Origin of the sequence: uncultured Tenacibaculum sp. (assembly GCF_947499065.1) — a bacterium.
Taxonomy (GTDB): Bacteria; Bacteroidota; Bacteroidia; order Flavobacteriales; family Flavobacteriaceae; genus Polaribacter.
This window is the reverse complement of record NZ_CANMMT010000011.1, coordinates 17,003-34,987: the sequence shown is the minus strand read 5'-3', so window position 1 is coordinate 34,987 and position 17,985 is coordinate 17,003. Positions and strand designations below refer to the sequence as shown.

The following is a 17,985-nucleotide window of genomic DNA, read 5'->3' as shown; positions in this document are numbered from 1 at the left end:
GTAAATATAAGAACTATTTCGTTAGTATTTTGTTACTGTTTATGGCTAAAAAAACCTGAATTTTCATTCAGGTTTTTCAATCATATCAGTCTTAAACTGTTACTTATATACTTCTTTAATGAAATCTTCGTAAGAAAGTTCTTTTGTATCAAAACTCATATTTTCTTTATAGAAAGCTAATAATTTTTGGCTTATTAACTGTCCTTGTAATTTTTGAGCCTCATCTTGATTTTGTAAGATTCTTCCAGCGATATCATCTAACTCTTTTTCTTCTGGGTTCATGTTACCAAACTGAGCCATTTGAGCACGGATAAATCCTTTTGCATAGTCTACTAACTCTGCATAGTCTAATTTGATATCGTTATCTTTCATAATCTTTCCTTCGATTAATTGGTAACGTAATCCTTTTTCAGACTTTTCGTACTCTGCAGCAGCTTCTTCAGTTGTTAATTGCTTCTCTCCTGCAGTTTGTAACCACTTTTGTAAAAACTCAACAGGTAAGTCAAACTTTGTGTTTTCAACTAAGTTTTCAGTAACTGCATTTAATAATTGCTGATCTGCTTGTTGTTGGAATTGCTTTTCTGCGTCTTCTTTAATTTTTTCTTTTAATTCAGTTACAGTATTTACACTTCCATCAGCAAATAACTTGTCAAATAATTCCTTATCTAACTCAGCTGGTTCAATTTCTGTAATTTCTTCGATTGTTAAAGTAACTGGAATCTCTAATTCTTTAGCATCATCATGAGAAACACCTAAAGCTTGTTGTAATTTGTGCTCTTCTTCGAATAAATTTTTAGTTTTTAATTCTAAAACATCTCCAACTTTAGCTCCAACAAACTTCTTTAAGTTAGTTTTTCCTTTAATATCTTTTACAGAGATTGTAGATTTTTTGTTAATCTCTTTTTCTTCGTTTACAAATGTACCAGTAATGTTAGCTACTTCTGTACCTTCTTCTTTAGCTGACATTTTACCATAACGAGTTTGAATGTTTTCTAATTCTTTCTCGATTAATTCGTCAGTTGCAACAATATTATATTGAGTTACTTTTTTCTTTGGCTTTAAGTTTACGTCAAATTCAGGAGCTAATCCTAATTCGAACTCAAAAGAAAATTTATCAGCATCCCAATTAAAATCATCTTGTACTTTTGGTAATGGGTTACCTAAAATATCTAACTTCTCTTCAACTAAGAATTTATTTAATGATTCTTGTAAAAGCTTGTTTACTTCATCTATCATTACTGATTTTCCGTATTGCTTCTTTACCATCCCCATTGGTACTTGACCTTTTCTAAACCCTGGGATGTTCGCTGTCTTACGGTAATCGTTTAATACTTTTGTTACTTTATCTTGATAATCTTCTGCAACTATATCAACTTTTACAACTGCGTTTAGCGCATCTACGTTTTCTTTTGTAATATTCATCTTAAAATCTGTTTCTTTAAAATCGGGTGCAAAATTACTACTTTATTTATTTAGAAACAAGACAATTAGACACAAGAATATCGACTTTCTTTTCTTTTATTTTACCGTCTTACTTCTTGATTCTAAACATCTTGTGTTTTTTAACTCTTTTCTTCTTTTAAAAGTGAGAATAGGAACGACCTAAATATGGATAATAACACACTAAATAATAGTGCCGCAAAAAATCCACTTACTACAAATCCCCCTACTAACTTACCTGCTAACAATATGATAATTGCATTTATTACAAAAAGGAACAACCCTAAAGTAACTATAGTAGCTGGTAGTGTAAAAAATATTAATAACGGACGCACAAACATATTTAGCAGTGAAATTACTGCTGCAACTATTACAGCCGTAACATAATTATTTACCGCTATTCCTGGTAATATATTTGCTAATATGATAACTGCTAAAGCCGTTAATAATAATTTTAAAAATACTTTCATCTCTTCGTTTTTTCTTCTATAAATCCATAACCGTACCAAAGCTAAAAGACTGCTGTTTTGGCAGTTTAGTAAATTATTTTAACTATTTTTAATACCACTTTTTATTTTTTAACTACAAAAAAGTCATGTTTAAAAAAACCACCTTCTTCTTTTTATTATTATTTATAATTTCAAACTATAATTATTCTCAATCGAGAAAAAACCTTGAAGACATTAATAAAGTTTGGTTTAAGTTTTATCAAGCATTTGATTCTTTAGAGTATCAAATAATGGAGAAAATCCATTCAAAAAAACTAATTAGAATCTCTGGCGGTAAAAGAATTTCTGATTACAAAACATATATAAATAATTATAAAACTAGTTTTTCTAAAACTAAAGAAAAGAATATTACCAATAATATTTCACTTCGTTTTTTTGAAAGAATTAATAACGATTCTATTGCTAGTGAAAGAGGTATCTATAAATTAACAAGAAAACAACCTGACCAAAAGGAGCAAATCTTTTATGGTAAATTCCACGTAATTCTTATCAAAGAAAATAATGTTTGGAAAATTTTCATGGATTATGATTCGAATGAAAATAACAGTATTGGTGAAAAAGATTATGTAAAAGCTCATGATATAAATGAACTTGATACATTTATTTTAAAAACTCCTTAACACTCTTAATTTAAACTTTTTTTATTTCTCTAGGTCTAAATAGCAAACAAAACCTTTTGAATTATGAAAAGATTTAATTTTACTTACTGTATAGTTTTTTGCTTTTTCATTAGCACTGCTAATGCACAATTTGTTAGAAACACTAAAGAAGCTATAGATAATAAAAAAGAGATTAAAACTAATAAAGCTCAGCTAGAAAAAGACTTTAAACAACTTCATAGTTTTAAATCAAAAATTAATGCTTTTGAAAATGCTTTTATTAATCACAACAACGTTAAACTTAAGAGAATAAAAGCCGATCTTCTTTCCGATATGAAAAGAGAAATTGCTCAAAGTGAACGAAAAATTATACAAGACCAAAAAGAGGTAAAGAGAAGTAAATCGGAATTAAGAGCCTCTAAACGAGAAGCAAAATTATCAAGAAGAGATGTTGTTTATAGAAACAATAAAAAACAACGTCGTGAATACGCCGATGATGTTCGTGACAAAAGAGATGATAAGCGTGACCTTAGAGACGACCAAAGAGATTTAGCTTCTCAAATTTCGAGAACAAACAGACAAAAAGAGATTTATCGTTCTATTAAAGCTTACAATTTAGTTATTTCTAAAAATAAATCTGGCAAGCATAAGCTTACAACTAACACTAAATTATTACGTGAATTTGCTAAAACTATGTTAGCTGACATTAATGCTACTAAAGCAGAATTAAAAGAAGACTACAAAGAAGTTAGAGAAGATAGAAGGGAACGTAGAGAAGACAGAAGAATATAACAAAATTCTATTTTTTATTTAAATGCGACAAAGTCCTGGTTAGTAACACTAATCGGGGCTTTATTTTTTTAAACCTTGTTCTATTTGAGTTATTAATGCTTTCTTAACCTCTCCGTCCTCTAAAAGCAACTTCAACAAACTTTCTTTCACTTGATTAGCAATTATTTCTGGTTCATACAAAGAACTAGGCTCACTTGCTATATATTCTCCTTTGTTATTTAAAAGCATCTCTCCTCTTCCCGTTAATAACCATGTTGGATCTATTTCTGGAAACGAATGGAGAATTTTGTTTAATACATTACTCTTAAATGACGACTTTCTTCTAATTGCTGTTCCTATCGAATTGTTCGAAACGTTAATCTCCTCCTCAAAAGACCTGATATTAAACCTTTTATAATTAATTATTTGCTCTACTCTTTTATACGTTTCATCTATAAAATCTTCCATTCAAAAACAACTTTTTTCTAATTTATTTTGATTTTTGTTTGCGTTAAGGAATTTTGTTTGTATATTTGTAGTGATATAAGTACAAAACACGTACAAATATAAAATTATTTGTTATGTGTTTTATAAAAATTAATTACAGTTTTTATGATATCAATAACACAACGCAATGAATTAGAAAAAATTAAACCTCCTAAATACAGAGAAAAGGTTCGAGAGTTTTTAATTCAAAATGGACATAAATTCTCCTTAGAAACTATTCAAAAAGTTTACTCTGGAAAAAGAAAAAACTTGATTATTGCTAGAGCTATTATTACCGTTTTTAACAACCATCTCAAAGAACAAAAATCGATTGATTCAGAACTTAAAAACCTCATTAAACAAATAAAAAATGATTAAGCAATAATTGAAAAACAGTAAATATAAAACTAAAACAAAAGTATGAGAGAAAACCAACAAACACATCTCTTCTCTATCCACTAATTATTAAGCTCTTTAAACAACAACTCCATTTAGTCTTAGTTCCTTCAAGAGACAAAGAGCATCATATCCTTACTCTACTTAAATTATAATTAGTAACCATTATTTCCTTAACAACAACTTAAGCTTTCCTTACTTAATTTTATAAGAGCAGCTACACAAACATGTTTGCTCTAGATATTAAACACATAATATTTAAATTTAAAAACTATGAAATATTTAAAAATATCAACATTACTTATTGTGTTGTTTTTGAGTTGTCAAAATGAAAAGCAAACAGATTCAGTAATCCAACTTAATGCCGTTGATCAAATACTTCAAAAAAACGAAAACTTTTTTAATCGTCTTGAAGAGTTATCAGCTACCAAAAACAAAAAAGAGATAAATACTAAAATAGAAACTATCCTAAATGATTATTATGACAACCAAACTGATTTAAAATCAAAAACTGAAGCTTTAAACGAAGTTCAAAACGAAATATTAAAACAGTATTTCTCTGATTTAAATACAAAAGGCGACTTAACTCAGTTTACTGACACATATATTGGACAAATTCAAAACAAAAATATTAGCGAATCTGACAAGCTATTTTGTATTAATGCCATAGATTTTTATCAGAAACTAATCAATTATGTTAATTTAAGTAACAATACCTATGAAGCTAAGGATTGGGAAGATTGTGCTTATCGCGGCTGTATGAATTGTTGCATGTACAGAAAAGCACAAAAACTTGAGGATTCTAACATAGTTTCTAAAATATGGTTTATAGTCAAAGCCCCTATTAAAGTTACTGAATGGGCTTCAACTTGTGGTTATGATTGTATTTTTTAATTAAACTTTAATCTTTATGAACAAAATAAATAAAATTGAAACAAAAACAGATTACATTTTGGTTATCACCAACGCTATATTACTATTTGTAGCTACAAAAAATGCTTTTCCAATATATCTGTATGCATTTTTTGCCATTATTATTTCATTTTATTTTTTCCCAATAAGATTAATAATAAACCTAAAGAAAGATGTAACACAGGAAAACAAAATAAATCTAATTGCTACAGGTTTAATATTTTCCGTATTATTAATTTTTTCAATATTAAACCTCTACATTCCTAATAGTCTTTCTTTTAAATACATCATATACACCATAAGTTTTTTAAACTTTGGATTGATAATATACTATTACATGAAATTCAATCAGTTTCTTCTTTTAAATTTCATCTTTGGTTTTATAACTTCTTTGATGGTTTAAAACCTATAAAAAATCAATTACGGTATTATAAAACTCTTTTGGATTTTCTGCATGTAGCCAATGACCCGCGTTGGCTACTGCTTTTATTCTTGAATTTGGAAAATGTGCTTGTATAAGTGGCTCTTCATTTTCAGAAATATAACCAGAATTTTCTCCTTTCAAAAACAATGTTTCTCCTTCAAAAACTGTAAAAGAAGGTAAAGCTTCTCCCACTTCATTGTTATTTTCTGTTAATGATTTTAAATTAAACCTAAAAGCCAGCTTACCTTTCTCTTTCCAATAAGTGCTCTTTAATAAAAATTGACGTATCCCAGGCTCTGGAATTAATTCCATTAGTTTTTCTTCTACTAGCTTTCGTGAATTATCAACTTCAAAATCCACTGAATTCAATGCTTGTAAAATATCATGATGATGTGGTGGATACATTCTTGGAGAAATATCAGCTACAATTAATTTTTTAACAAACTCAGGGTATTCAGTAGCAAATAACATTACAGTTTTCCCACCCATCGAATGCCCTAACAGGTTTATTTGTTCTAAATTGTAATGCTCTATATAATTGTATAAATCCTCTACCATTAACTCATAATCAAACTCATCAGAATGAAAACTACGACCATGATTACGTTGATCTATTAAGTGAACTTCAAACCCATCTTCTACAAATTTATTTGCATGAGATTTCCAGTTATCTCCCATTCCAAAATAACCATGTAATATCAAAAGTGGTTCTCCTTCTCCTAAAATTCTTGAATGTAGAATCTCCATTTTATTTCAACCTATCTAAATACATGTTTACAACATTCTCCAATCCTAAATACAATGATTCTGATATAAGCGCATGCCCTATTGATACCTCTGCTAAATTAGGAATGTTTTCTTTAAAGAATTTGATATTATCTAAATTCAAATCATGTCCAGCATTAATTCCTAAACCTAATTCATGTGCTAAAATAGCAGCTTCGGCATAAGGTTTCACAGCCTCCTTATTACCAACTTCATACTGAGTAGCAAACTCTTCTGTATACAACTCAATTCTATCTGTTCCTGTTTTAGCTGCCGCTTCTATTAGTTTTAAATCAGTATCAATAAAAATTGATGTTCTAATTCCATTCCTTTTAAATTCAGCAATTACATCTTGTAAATAAGTTTGATGCTTAATAGTATCCCATCCAGCATTAGAAGTTAGCGCATCAATGCTATCTGGCACTAAGGTTACTTGTGTTGGTTTAATTTCCAACACCATATTCATAAATTTATCTATTGGATTTCCTTCAATATTATATTCTGTAGAAACTATTGATTTAAGATCATAAGCATCTTGATAACGAATATGACGTTCATCTGGTCTTGGATGAATAGTTATTCCTTCTGCTCCAAAATCTTGAATATCTGTTGCAACCTTTAATAAATTAGGAACGTTTCCCCCTCTTGAATTACGTAAAGTTGCAATCTTATTAATATTTACACTTAACTTTGTCATCTTATAAAATTAAACCACAAAGGTAAATCATTAAAACTTTTTAAACTATATTCGTAGTAATGAATATAAACGATTTTATACTTACAGATATTAAGGCTCTTACTTTAAAGAGTACTGTGAAGGATGCACAAAAGTTATGTGAAAATTTACCTATAACTCACATACCTATAGTAGAAAGTGGTAAACTAATTGGGTGCTTACCTGAAGCTGACGTACAAATTATAGAAGACAAAAGTGGTTTACTTAGTGAGTATTCATATTTATTAGACCTTTTTTACACAAACGAAAAAGCCACATTATTAGATTTAATAGTTTTATTTGCTGATAATGACTCTAATTTAATTCCAGTTTTAAACAAGGAAATGAATTACATAGGGTACTATGAGCTAAACGATATTTTAGACGCTTTTGCTGATAGCCCATTTTTACACAATGAAAGCGACACTCTAATCATTACAAAAAACAAAAATGATTATTTGATGAGTCAAATTGCTCAAATCGTAGAAACAAATGGTGGTAAACTACTAGGTTTTTATATCTCTTCTGAAAGCCAAGACAATGTACAAATTACTTTAAAAATAATTTCTGAAGAAATAAATGAAATCATTCAAACTTTTAGAAGATACGACTATAATGTTATTACACAGCATGAAGATGATTTTTATTTAGAAGAGCTTAAAGACAGAGCTGCTTACCTAAGAAAATATCTAAACATGTAACCTAAAATACTAATCAAGCGTGAAGAAAGTAGCTATATATGGTCAATCCTACACCATTACAGCAGAAAAAGAGATTAAAATTTTATTATCTGCTTTAGAATGTAAAAACATTGTTGTTTTTTTTGAAAAAGAATTTTACGATTTATTAATTCAAAACAATTCATTAAATAAAAAGTACCCTACCTTTTCTCATTTTAGAGATTTATCAAATTCATTTGATATGATGTTTAGCATTGGTGGTGATGGTACTATTTTAAGAGCTGTTACTTATGTTCGTAACCTTAACATCCCTATTTTAGGAATTAACACAGGAAGATTAGGTTTTTTAGCTACAATTCAAAAAGACCAAATAAACGAAGCCGTAGATTTATTATTAAAAAAAGAATACACAATTCAAGAAAGAACTTTGCTTCAAATTAAAACAAATCCAATAGCAGAAGATTTTTCTGAATTAGATTTTGCATTAAATGAAGTTACCATTGCAAGAAGAAATACAACTTCGATGATAGGTGTTAAAACTTATTTAAATGAAGAATATTTAACTAACTATTGGGCAGATGGCTTAATTATATCTACGCCAACAGGTTCTACAGGATATTCTTTAAGTTGTGATGGACCAGTAGTTTTACCAAATTCAAAGAGTTTTATTATTACTCCTATTGCTCCTCATAACTTGAATGCAAGACCAATGGTAATACCAGACGAAACCTCAATACAACTTGAAGTTAGCGCTAGAGAAAAAGATTTTTTAATATCCCTCGATTCACGTATTACAACTGTTTCTCAAGAGACAAAAATTAAAATTTCGAAAGCACCTTTTACTATTAAAAGCATCTTATTAAAAAATCAATCTTATCTAAAAACTCTAAGAAGTAAACTTTTGTGGGGAGAAGATACAAGAAACGAATCATTATAATCTCCTTTGATTACAATAAAACATTAAAAAAAAAGTTAATCAAAAAGACAGATTATTAACTTTTTAAAGCAAATTCATTTTCCTATATTTGCACGCTATTTTAACGATGAGAAAATTTTTTCTATTCATATCATTTGCTTTCACAGCAATAACAGTTTTATCGCAAACTCATGAAATTGGGGTATTTCTTGGAGGCTCTAACTATGTAGGTGACATCGGTAGAACTAATTATATTTACCCAAATAAGTTTGGAGGTGGGCTTATATATAAATATAATTTAAACCCAAGGATAGCTTTAAGAGGAACATATACCTACATTCCTGTTTCAGGTGATGATAATGATGCTGAAAATCCTTTTAGAAAAAATAGACCTCGAGGAGCATATAGATTTAACAATACAATTAACGAATTTGCTGTAGGTATTGAATTTAACTTCTTCGACTATAACATAAGCGATTATAAAACAACTTTTACACCATATATATTGGCTGAAATAGCAGCTTTTAACTACAAAAGTCCTACTTCTGTTAATACTGCAAACAATACAACTACGCTAACAAATAAGTTTTCTTATTCAATACCAGTTGGTATTGGTATAAAAGGAAGGTTAGCAGACAATTTAGCAATTGCTTTTGAAGCAGGTGCTCGTGTAACCTTTGTAGATGATATTGATTTTACTACAAACAAAATAAATTCTTTAAATTTTGGAGGTACAGGAAATGATTGGTATATGTTTACAGGATTCTCAATTGTTTATACCTTTGGAAGACCACCGTGTTATAGTGGATTAGCAAATTAAATATGGAAAAAAAACTACAAAGCATTGACTTACAAAAAGTCCCAAATCACATTGCCGTAATTATGGATGGAAATGGTAGATGGGCTAAAGGAAAAGGAATGCAACGTGTTTTTGGTCATAGAAATGCATTAACTGCCATAAGAGAAACTGCTGATGCAGCTTCAGATGTGGGAGTGAAATTTTTAACTCTTTATGCTTTCTCAACCGAAAACTGGAATAGACCTAAACTTGAAGTAGATGCTTTAATGAGCTTACTAGTTAGTACTCTTAAAAAAGAATTACCAGAATTTCAGCGAAAAAATGTTAAAGTAAATGCTGTTGGTAATATTGCTAGTTTACCCAAAAGTGCTCAGAAAATTTTAGCCAAGGTTATTGAAGAAACAAAGAACAATACCAAGATCACTTTAAGTTTTGCTCTAAGCTATGGTTCTAGGGAAGAAATTGTTAATGCTATCAAAAACATATCTAAAAAAGTTGTTAATAACCAATTAGATATTGAAAAAATAGACGAAAAAATTATAAATAATCATTTATATACATTTAATTTGCCCGACGTTGATTTTATGATACGTACAAGTGGGGAACAAAGAATTAGTAACTTCTTACTTTGGCAAATGGCATATGCTGAATTATATTTTACAGATATATTATGGCCAGATTTTAGAAGAGAACATCTTTTCGACGCAATAATTGATTATCAAAATAGAGAGAGAAGATTTGGAAAAACTAGCGAACAGATTGAAACCAATGAATAAATATTCGTATTTAGTAGTATTTTTTATTGCCTTTATTACGGCAAGTACACAAGCACAAAACACAATTTCTAAAGACAGTACAGCAACTAATGGTGTTATTTCTTACGAAAGGGGTAAACCATATATTTTAGGGGGAATTACTGTAACTGGCTTACAAAAATTTAGCGAACAAACTGTACGTGTTTATACAGGTTTAGTTCAAGGACAACCTATTAAACTTCCTGGTGATAAACTTTCTAGTGCTATAAAAAAATTATACGAGAGTAAACAATTTAGCGAGGTAGATGTATACTTATCTAAAAGAGATGGAAACACTGTTTATCTTCAATTTGATGTAACTGAATTACCTCAATTATTAAACGTTAGTATTTCTGGGGTTAGTAAATCTAAAAGAAAAGAAATTAAAAAAGAGACTGATCTTAAAAAAGGAGTTATGGTTACAGACAATCTAATTGTAACCACTAGAAACTACATTAAGAAAAAATATACTGATAAAGGTTTTTTAAAGACTAAGGTTTCTTTAGACACAAGAAAAGATACTTCTGATGTTAACACTGTTAGCATGAATATTTTCATTGACAAAGGGAAGCGTATTAAAATTAAAGAAATTAATTTTATAGGTAACAAGGCTATGTCTAGTGGTGCCTTACGTGGTGCAATGAAAAATACAAAACGTAAGTTTTTAGGTCGTTTTTGGAAATCATCTAAATATATTAAAGACGATTATAAAAAAGATTTAGAAAGTATTCTTGAAAAATATAGTGAAAATGGATATCGTGATGCTCGTATTTTATCTGATAAATTAACTTGGAATGACGACAACACTATAAATTTAGAAATCGAATTAGATGAAGGTCGCCAGTACCGTTTTGATGACATTAAATTTATAGGTAATAAAAGATATTCAGATGAATTCTTACATAATATATTAAGAATTGAAAAAGGTGATATTTATAACGGTAAAGTTTTAAAAGAACGTATCTCTGGAGATGGAACTCCAAATTCAACAGATATCCAAACGTTGTACCATAATAATGGTTATTTATTCTCTCAAATAAATGCTATAGAAACAAAGGTAAAAAATGACTCAATTACCGTTGAAGTTCGTATTCGTGAAGATGAACCTGCTACGATTAAGAAAGTTACTGTTAGTGGGAATGATAAAACAAATGATCATGTAATTTTTAGAGAATTACGTGTTAAACCAGGAGATTTATTTAGCCGTCAAAATATTATTCGTTCTATACGTGAAATTGGACAGTTAGGTTTCTTCGACGCAAATGTAACTCCAGATGTAAAACCTGATTATCAAAACAAAACTGCTGATATTGATTTTTCTGTTGTAGAAAAAGGAGGTAGTCAAATTGAATTACAAGGTGGTTACGGTGGTGGATCATTTATTGGTACATTAGGTTTATCTTTTAACAACTTCTCTATTAAGAATCTTTTTAATAAAGAAGCATACAAACCATTACCTATGGGAGATGGTCAAAAACTTGCTCTTAGATTACAAGCTAGTAGAACATTCAACACCTATAGTTTCTCATTTACAGAGCCATGGTTAGGAGGTAAAACCCCTCAATCTTTATCTTTTTCTATATATCTTTCAAATCAATATCGTTTTGATTTCCAAACAAATAAAGTAGATAAAAATCAAAGTTTAAGTATCATTGGAGCTACTGTTGGTTTAGGTAAGCGATTGAGTTGGCCTGATGATTACTTTTCATTATCTCAAAGCATTAGCTATCAAAGAATTGAGCTTCAAAACTATGGTTATCGTGTAGGTTCGTCAAATGATATAATAAGTCAAGGAAACTTAAATAATTTAGCTTATAATGTTGCTTTAACTAGAAATTCTGCTGGACCTAGTTTGATATTCCCAACTTATGGTTCTGAATTCTCAATAAGAGCAAAAGCTACCTTCCCATACTCATTAGTTAATGGTAAGGATTATACAGAACCTAGCAACCCAACAAATGCTCAAAGACAAGCTTTTTTATCAGATAAATATAAATGGTTAGAGTATTATAAAATTTCTGCTAAAGGAAAATGGTATACCGCATTAGCAAACAAATTAGTATTAATGTCTAATTTTGAAATGGGATACTTAGGAACATATAATGATAAATTAGGATTAACACCAGTAGAAAGATACTTTGTTGGAGGAGATGGAATAGCACAAGGCCAATTAGATGGTAGAGAAGTTATTGGACTAAGAGGTTATGAAAACAACAGAATTTCGTCAATTGATGGAGGTTCTATATACAACAAATTCCAATTAGAATTACGTTATTCTATAACAGATAAACCTTCTGCTTCTATTTATACTTTAGGTTTTTTAGAAGCTGGTAATTCTTATGACAATTTTAGTACCTTTAATCCGTTTAATTTAAAACGTTCAGCAGGATTAGGTGTTCGTATATTTATGCCTGCTTTTGGTTTATTAGGTATCGATTTCGCCCATGGGTTCGATCCATTACCTGGTTTCACTCAAAAATCTGGCTGGCAAACACATTTTATTATTGGAAGACAGTTCTAAAACCTTACATTTGTAATGTGTCTGGTTTTTGGCACGGTTTTTTCTAAACACATTATAACAAATGAAAAAAAACATTTTATCAATCGTTCTTTTATTTATTGCAAGCATTTCTTTTGCTCAAAAAAATCAACGTATTGCATACATTGATATGGAATACATACTTCAAAATATTCCTGAATATTTAGAAGCTCAGAATTCTTTAGATGCAAAAGTTGAAAAATGGAAGACTCGATTAGATAAAGAAGCTCGTGCCATTGAAGTGTTAAAAACAGACTTAGCTAACGAAAAAGCTATCTTAACTAAGGATTTGATTGAAGAACGTGAAGAGGATATCAAAATAAAGCATGAATCTTTACGCAGATTAGAATCGTTATACTTTGGTCCTAAAGGTGATATGTATAATTTAAGAAGGCAATTGATTAAACCAATACAAGATCAAGTATACAATTCAGTTCAAACTATTGCATCTAGAAAAAAATACGATTTTGTTTTTGATAAATCTAGCGAGTTAGTTATGCTGTATTCAAACAAAAAACACGATATTAGCGATCTTGTTGTAAAAATGATTAACATTGATCAAAGAAAACAAGAAAAAAGAGATAAAATAGCTGCTAAAAAAGAATTACTTAAAGGAGAAGGTTTAAGTGAAGCGCAAAAACAAAGAGCTGCTAAAAAAGAAGAATTAAAAAAGAAAAAACAAGCAGACAGGTTAGCTAGAATTAAATTAATCGAAGAAAAGAGACAAGCTAAACTGAAAGCTAGGGATGAAAAAAGAAGATTGTTATTAGAAAAGAAAAAAGCTTTAAGAAAAGCACAAGAAGAAGCAAAAAAACAAGAAGAAGAAAAGAAAAATAAAGAAAGTCAACAAACCGACGAAAACAAATAAATCAAGAATAAAGAACAAAAATTAAATTAAAACAACAGAGATGAAACATTTAAAAACGTTATTATTAGTTGCAATTTTTACGATTGGATTAGGTGGGGTGGCAAATGCACAGAAAACTGCACATATTAACACTGATAAATTATTAGCTGAAATGCCTGCTACTAAGGCTATGAAAACGGAATTAGAAAAGTTAAACAAAACTTACCGTGATGATATTGAAGCTATGTATAAAAAGTTAGAGGCTAAGATTAAGAAATATGAAGCAGAGGGAAAAAGCCAAACTCAAGAAGTTAACCAAAAAAGAGCTGTAGAAGTTCAACAAGATAGACAAAGAATTGCTCAAGCTGAACAATCTGCAGGTCAAGAAATGCAAAAGAAATATCAAGAAAAAACACTTCCTATTTTAAAGAAAGCTGAAGATGCAATTAAAGCTGTAGCTGCTGAAAAAGGAATTATCTATGTATTCGATGCTACTCCTGGAAAAGGATTAATCGTTTACGATAAAGGTGAAGATATTTACGGAGCTGTAAAAGCTAAATTAGGTTTCTAATAAAACCTTAAAAATATTTTATAAAAATCCTGCTGTATACAGCAGGATTTTTAATTTTGTTACATATGATAACTACTAATTTTAAACATCCCATAGGTATTTTTGATTCTGGTATAGGAGGGGTCTCAATTTGGAAAGAAATAAACAAATTACTTCCATATGAAAATACTATATATTTATCTGACAATAAAAATGCTCCTTATGGTCAAAAAACAAGGGAAGAAATCATTCAGCTATCAATAAAAAATACAGAATATTTAATAAACAAAGGTTGTAAGATTATAGTAGTTGCTTGCAACACTGCTACAACGAATGCAATTAAGCATTTAAGAGCTAATTACAACATTCCTTTTATAGGAATAGAACCAGCTATTAAACCTGCCTCAATTCAAACAAAAACAGGTGTTATAGGTATTTTAGCAACTAAAGGAACGCTGAATAGTAGTTTATTTGAAAAAACCTCATCTAAAATTGATGATAATATTACAATTATAGAACAAATTGGTGAAGGCTTAGTTGAACTTATTGAAAATGGTAAAATGCATTCTACAGAAATGACAGAACTCTTAAAAGCATACATAAATCCAATGCTCAAAGAAAAATGTGATTCTATAGTATTAGGTTGTACTCATTACCCATTTTTAATACCTCAAATTAGAGCTATTGTTGGCCCAAATGTAAACATTATCGATTCAGGGGAAGCGGTAGCTATGCAAACAAAAAACATCTTACAGAAAAACAATATTCTTTATACTATGAAGAATAAACCTTCAAACATATTTTTTTCAAATAAAGAAGAAATTGTCCTACAAGATATTTTGAAAGAATATAAAAATATTACAATAAAATATTCTGATTTTTAGAAACTTCCATTAATATTTGGACAAGCAGAAGCTCTTCTCTTTCTACATAAAACATCTATACCAAAAGAAAGTTGGTGAAAACCTCCATTAGCAAAAACAACATCACCCGTTTGCTGAGTGTACGTATAAGCAAACATCATGTTTTTATAATTCAATCCTAAAATTGGAGTTACGTAATGAGCATCACCAAAAACACTACTATCAAAACTTCTTCTATAAGATAGAGCTGCCCATAATTGAGTGTTAGTAAAGCTCTTGTAAACTTTAAAGTTTAAATCCGCTATTTTTTCACCTGTTTGCTCTTTATATTGAATCATTACAGATGGTTCAAATTGCAATTTTTCTTTATCACCAAAAAAGTAACTTCCTCCTAAGATATAATTTCTTAAATTCAGTGATTCAAAATTTGAATTTAAATTATTCTTAGCAGATAATAATATATTTTTTACTGTAAAATATGAAGCAAAACCTTTGTAGTGATAAGCCATACCAAAATCTGCATTAAAATAGAAATTACTTTCAATAACTTGGCTTACTACTGGATCATTAACAAACCTTCTCTGATCTACTTCATTTTGTACTATAGACATTGAAAGACCAAATGATAATTGATTAAATAAATTCTCATTCCCCATATCTAAATGGTAAGCATAAGTACCCTGAAGACCTTTCTGAGAATGGTAACCATTTTTATCATTAAATAAAATTAATCCATATCCTGCATTAGAATTTTCATTAAATTTTGCGTGAAAACTTGCAGTTTGTAAAGCAGGAGCATCTTTAACACCTATCCATTGTTGTCGAGCAGTTAATCTTAACTTACCACAGTCTCCAACTCCAGCTGCAGCTGGATGTAATAAGTAGACATTATCAGATAAATAATCTGAATAAATAGGTAATGTTTCTTGTGCCGATATTTTTGACACAAAAACGATTAATAACAAAACAACAATTTTTTTCATATACTTTAATTGATAAATAGCCGTCAAATATAGCCAAGAGAAATAAGAAAATTGCTTATTTTTTAAAAAAGTATAAATATAGCTCATGTTTTTAACATATTAATGACCTAATCTGTAGGCCGATGGTGTTCTTCCTTTAAGTTCTTTGAACTTTCTATTAAAATTAGATATGTTTTTAAAACCTGATTTTTCAGACACTTCAATTATTGAATAATCTTTATTTTGCAATAATTTACATGCCTTTTCTATTCTAAGCTCATTTAAAAAAGTAAAATACGTTTTATTTGTTCGTTGCTTAAAATATCTACAAAAGGCATTAGTAGTCATATTGGCTACCTCAGATATATCCTCTAATTCTATCTTTTTATTAAAGTTATTTAGTGTATAATCCATAACGTCTCCCATTCGTTTACCTTCATTATCCGAATACTTCTTTTTATAAAAAAAAGACGAGAGAGGTTCTATTTCAGATTTTATGATAACATTAATCATCTTTATAAAAACAATGAACTTTACTAAATCCCTACTTTTTTGTAGCTTTAAAAAATATTTTTTTAATTTTTCTTTGTTTGTTTTTACTCTGAAACTGTTTTGAGAATTGACAAAAAAGCTAGTTAACTCTTTAAAATCATCTAATTCAAAAAAATCTTTACCAAAAGATTCTTTTGTAAAAAAAAGCGATATCATGAATGATTTTTTTATCCTAGAAGTATCACTTTTAAAAACATGAGGTTGATTACCACCAATAACAAAAATATCTTCAGATTCATAATCATTAACCGTATCTCCAATAATCAACGTCCCTTCACCTTTCACTATATAACATATTTGTATTTCTTTATGCTGATGAAGCTTATCATAAAAAGCATTGCCTTTATCTTCTTGGTATATTAAACCTAAGTTTTTTGTTTTTGGTATTTCAAACGGTAGAACTTTCATGACTAATATTTTACGCTAATCTATAACATATTAACCAATATAATACTAAATTAACAATAGATAGGTAATATAGTATATGTAATAGCTAAAAAACAAACACATGCCTTTAGCAATCATATATAGATTTGCAATAAAAAACAAAATGAGTATAAATTGGAAAGGCGTGATGCCTGCTGTAACAACAAAGTTTACAAACGAGGACACCTTAGATTTAAATATGTTTGAAGTGAATATTAAAGCACAATTAGATGCTCAAGTTCATGGAATTGTTTTAGGTGGTACATTAGGAGAGGCTAGTACATTATCTACTGAAGAAAAAAGAGAATTAACCAAAACTACAGTTGATATTGTAGCTGGTAAAGTTCCTGTATTAATGAATGTAGCTGAACAAACTACAAAAGGAGCTATTGAAGCTGCACAACGAGCTGAAGAAGATGGTGCTAAAGGGCTTATGATGTTACCTCCTATGCGTTATAAATCAGGAGATAGAGAAACAGTTGAATACTTCAAAGCTGTAGCAAACAATACTTCGTTACCTATTATGGTTTACAATAACCCTGTAGATTATAAAGTGGAAGTTACATTAGATATGTTTGAAGATTTATTGGAATGTAAAAATATAGAAGCAGTAAAAGAATCAACTAGAGATATTTCTAACGTTACGAGGATTAAAAACCGTTTTGGTGATCGTTTAAAAATAATGACTGGTGTTGATACTTTAGCTCTTGAAAGTTTATTAATGGGTGCTGATGGTTGGATTGCTGGTTTAGTATGTGCTTTTCCAAAAGAAACAGTAGCTATTTACGAATTACAAAAAGCAGGAAGAATACAGGAGGCATTAGAAATATACCGTTGGTTTTTACCTTTGTTAGAATTAGATATAAATTCTAAATTAGTACAAAATATCAAATTAGCAGAAGTAGCAACAGGTATAGGAACAGAGAATGTTCGTGCGCCACGTTTACCTTTAATTGGAGAAGAACGTAAACATGTATTAAATGTTATAGAAACTGGATTAAAGAACAGACCTACTTTGCCTGATTACAAAAACTTATAGA

Annotated in this window: 20 protein-coding genes; 13 read left to right on the top strand and 7 right to left on the bottom strand. The window is 29.2% G+C overall.

All coding sequences use genetic code 11. The features are described 5' to 3' along the window. Window positions 1-99: 99 nt before the first annotated feature. Both tig and Q0958_RS16780 read right to left on the bottom strand, forming a co-directional pair. A complete protein-coding gene (gene tig, locus Q0958_RS16785) occupies window positions 100-1,422 on the bottom strand; it encodes a trigger factor (RefSeq protein ID WP_299125169.1) in 1,323 nt (440 codons plus the stop codon). A 140-nt stretch (window positions 1,423-1,562) separates the two neighbouring features. Next, window positions 1,563-1,910 (bottom strand): phage holin family protein, encoded by a 348-nt coding sequence (locus tag Q0958_RS16780; RefSeq protein WP_299125166.1) that lies wholly within the window; start codon window positions 1,908-1,910, stop codon window positions 1,563-1,565. Window positions 1,911-2,035: 125 nt separating this feature from the next. Between Q0958_RS16780 and Q0958_RS16775 the strand changes: the two genes are divergently transcribed. Beyond that, window positions 2,036-2,569, top strand: coding sequence for a hypothetical protein (locus Q0958_RS16775; RefSeq protein WP_299125164.1), 534 nt, complete (start codon window positions 2,036-2,038; stop codon window positions 2,567-2,569). Between the two features lie 63 nt (window positions 2,570-2,632). Beyond that, complete coding sequence (locus Q0958_RS16770) at window positions 2,633-3,340, top strand: hypothetical protein (RefSeq protein WP_299125161.1); 708 nt, start codon at window positions 2,633-2,635, stop codon at window positions 3,338-3,340. Between the two features lie 60 nt (window positions 3,341-3,400). On the opposite strand, the gene Q0958_RS16765 is transcribed toward Q0958_RS16770, so the two are convergent. Next, window positions 3,401-3,787 carry a hypothetical protein gene (locus Q0958_RS16765; RefSeq protein ID WP_299125158.1) on the bottom strand — a complete coding sequence of 129 codons (387 nt, stop codon included), beginning with the start codon at window positions 3,785-3,787 and terminating at the stop codon, window positions 3,401-3,403. 144 nt (window positions 3,788-3,931) lie between these two features. On the opposite strand from Q0958_RS16765, the gene Q0958_RS16760 reads away from it, so the two are divergent. Next, entirely contained in the window at window positions 3,932-4,183 is a 252-nt protein-coding gene (locus Q0958_RS16760; RefSeq protein ID WP_299125155.1) for a hypothetical protein, read from the top strand. A 291-nt stretch (window positions 4,184-4,474) separates the two neighbouring features. Further along, window positions 4,475-5,095: a hypothetical protein gene (locus tag Q0958_RS16755; protein ID WP_299125152.1), complete on the top strand. Its 621-nt coding sequence runs from the start codon at window positions 4,475-4,477 to the stop codon at window positions 5,093-5,095. A 424-nt stretch (window positions 5,096-5,519) separates the two neighbouring features. Here the strand turns inward: Q0958_RS16755 and Q0958_RS16750 are convergent, their stop codons facing one another. After that, window positions 5,520-6,284 carry an alpha/beta fold hydrolase gene (locus tag Q0958_RS16750; RefSeq protein ID WP_299125149.1) on the bottom strand — a complete coding sequence of 255 codons (765 nt, stop codon included), beginning with the start codon at window positions 6,282-6,284 and terminating at the stop codon, window positions 5,520-5,522. A 1-nt stretch (window position 6,285) separates the two neighbouring features. Further along, window positions 6,286-6,999: a pyridoxine 5'-phosphate synthase gene (locus tag Q0958_RS16745; RefSeq protein ID WP_299125146.1), complete on the bottom strand. Its 714-nt coding sequence runs from the start codon at window positions 6,997-6,999 to the stop codon at window positions 6,286-6,288. Between the two features lie 59 nt (window positions 7,000-7,058). On the opposite strand from Q0958_RS16745, the gene Q0958_RS16740 reads away from it, so the two are divergent. From Q0958_RS16740 to murI, 8 genes are all read left to right on the top strand, one after another. Beyond that, on the top strand, window positions 7,059-7,718 hold the full coding sequence (locus Q0958_RS16740; protein WP_272151704.1) for a CBS domain-containing protein: 660 nt from the start codon (window positions 7,059-7,061) through the stop codon (window positions 7,716-7,718). A gap of 19 nt (window positions 7,719-7,737) precedes the next feature. Then, window positions 7,738-8,634: an NAD kinase gene (locus Q0958_RS16735; protein WP_299125141.1), complete on the top strand. Its 897-nt coding sequence runs from the start codon at window positions 7,738-7,740 to the stop codon at window positions 8,632-8,634. Window positions 8,635-8,740: 106 nt separating this feature from the next. Further along, on the top strand, window positions 8,741-9,433 hold the full coding sequence (locus tag Q0958_RS16730; protein ID WP_299125139.1) for a DUF6089 family protein: 693 nt from the start codon (window positions 8,741-8,743) through the stop codon (window positions 9,431-9,433). 2 nt (window positions 9,434-9,435) lie between these two features. Beyond that, on the top strand, window positions 9,436-10,188 hold the full coding sequence (locus tag Q0958_RS16725; RefSeq protein ID WP_299125137.1) for an isoprenyl transferase: 753 nt from the start codon (window positions 9,436-9,438) through the stop codon (window positions 10,186-10,188). Continuing rightward, on the top strand, window positions 10,151-12,727 hold the full coding sequence (gene bamA, locus Q0958_RS16720) for an outer membrane protein assembly factor BamA (protein ID WP_299125134.1): 2,577 nt from the start codon (window positions 10,151-10,153) through the stop codon (window positions 12,725-12,727). The genes Q0958_RS16725 and bamA overlap by 38 nt, the downstream gene beginning before the upstream one ends. 61 nt (window positions 12,728-12,788) lie before the next feature. Continuing rightward, on the top strand, window positions 12,789-13,613 hold the full coding sequence (locus Q0958_RS16715) for an OmpH family outer membrane protein (protein WP_299125132.1): 825 nt from the start codon (window positions 12,789-12,791) through the stop codon (window positions 13,611-13,613). 40 nt (window positions 13,614-13,653) lie between these two features. Next, window positions 13,654-14,163, top strand: coding sequence for an OmpH family outer membrane protein (locus Q0958_RS16710; RefSeq protein WP_299125129.1), 510 nt, complete (start codon window positions 13,654-13,656; stop codon window positions 14,161-14,163). A 65-nt stretch (window positions 14,164-14,228) separates the two neighbouring features. Further along, window positions 14,229-15,026, top strand: coding sequence for a glutamate racemase (gene murI, locus Q0958_RS16705; RefSeq protein ID WP_299125127.1), 798 nt, complete (start codon window positions 14,229-14,231; stop codon window positions 15,024-15,026). Here the strand turns inward: murI and Q0958_RS16700 are convergent. Together Q0958_RS16700 and Q0958_RS16695 are read right to left on the bottom strand one after the other, a co-directional pair. Then, window positions 15,023-15,988, bottom strand: coding sequence for a type IX secretion system membrane protein PorP/SprF (locus Q0958_RS16700; RefSeq protein ID WP_299125125.1), 966 nt, complete (start codon window positions 15,986-15,988; stop codon window positions 15,023-15,025). The two genes, murI and Q0958_RS16700, sit on opposite strands and share 4 nt — an antisense overlap. 99 nt (window positions 15,989-16,087) lie before the next feature. Next, entirely contained in the window at window positions 16,088-16,927 is an 840-nt protein-coding gene (locus Q0958_RS16695) for an AraC family transcriptional regulator (RefSeq protein ID WP_299125122.1), read from the bottom strand. Between the two features lie 142 nt (window positions 16,928-17,069). Here Q0958_RS16695 and Q0958_RS16690 point away from each other — a divergent pair, with 142 nt between their 5' ends. After that, window positions 17,070-17,984: a dihydrodipicolinate synthase family protein gene (locus Q0958_RS16690; protein ID WP_299125264.1), complete on the top strand. Its 915-nt coding sequence runs from the start codon at window positions 17,070-17,072 to the stop codon at window positions 17,982-17,984. Window position 17,985 lies beyond the last annotated feature (1 nt).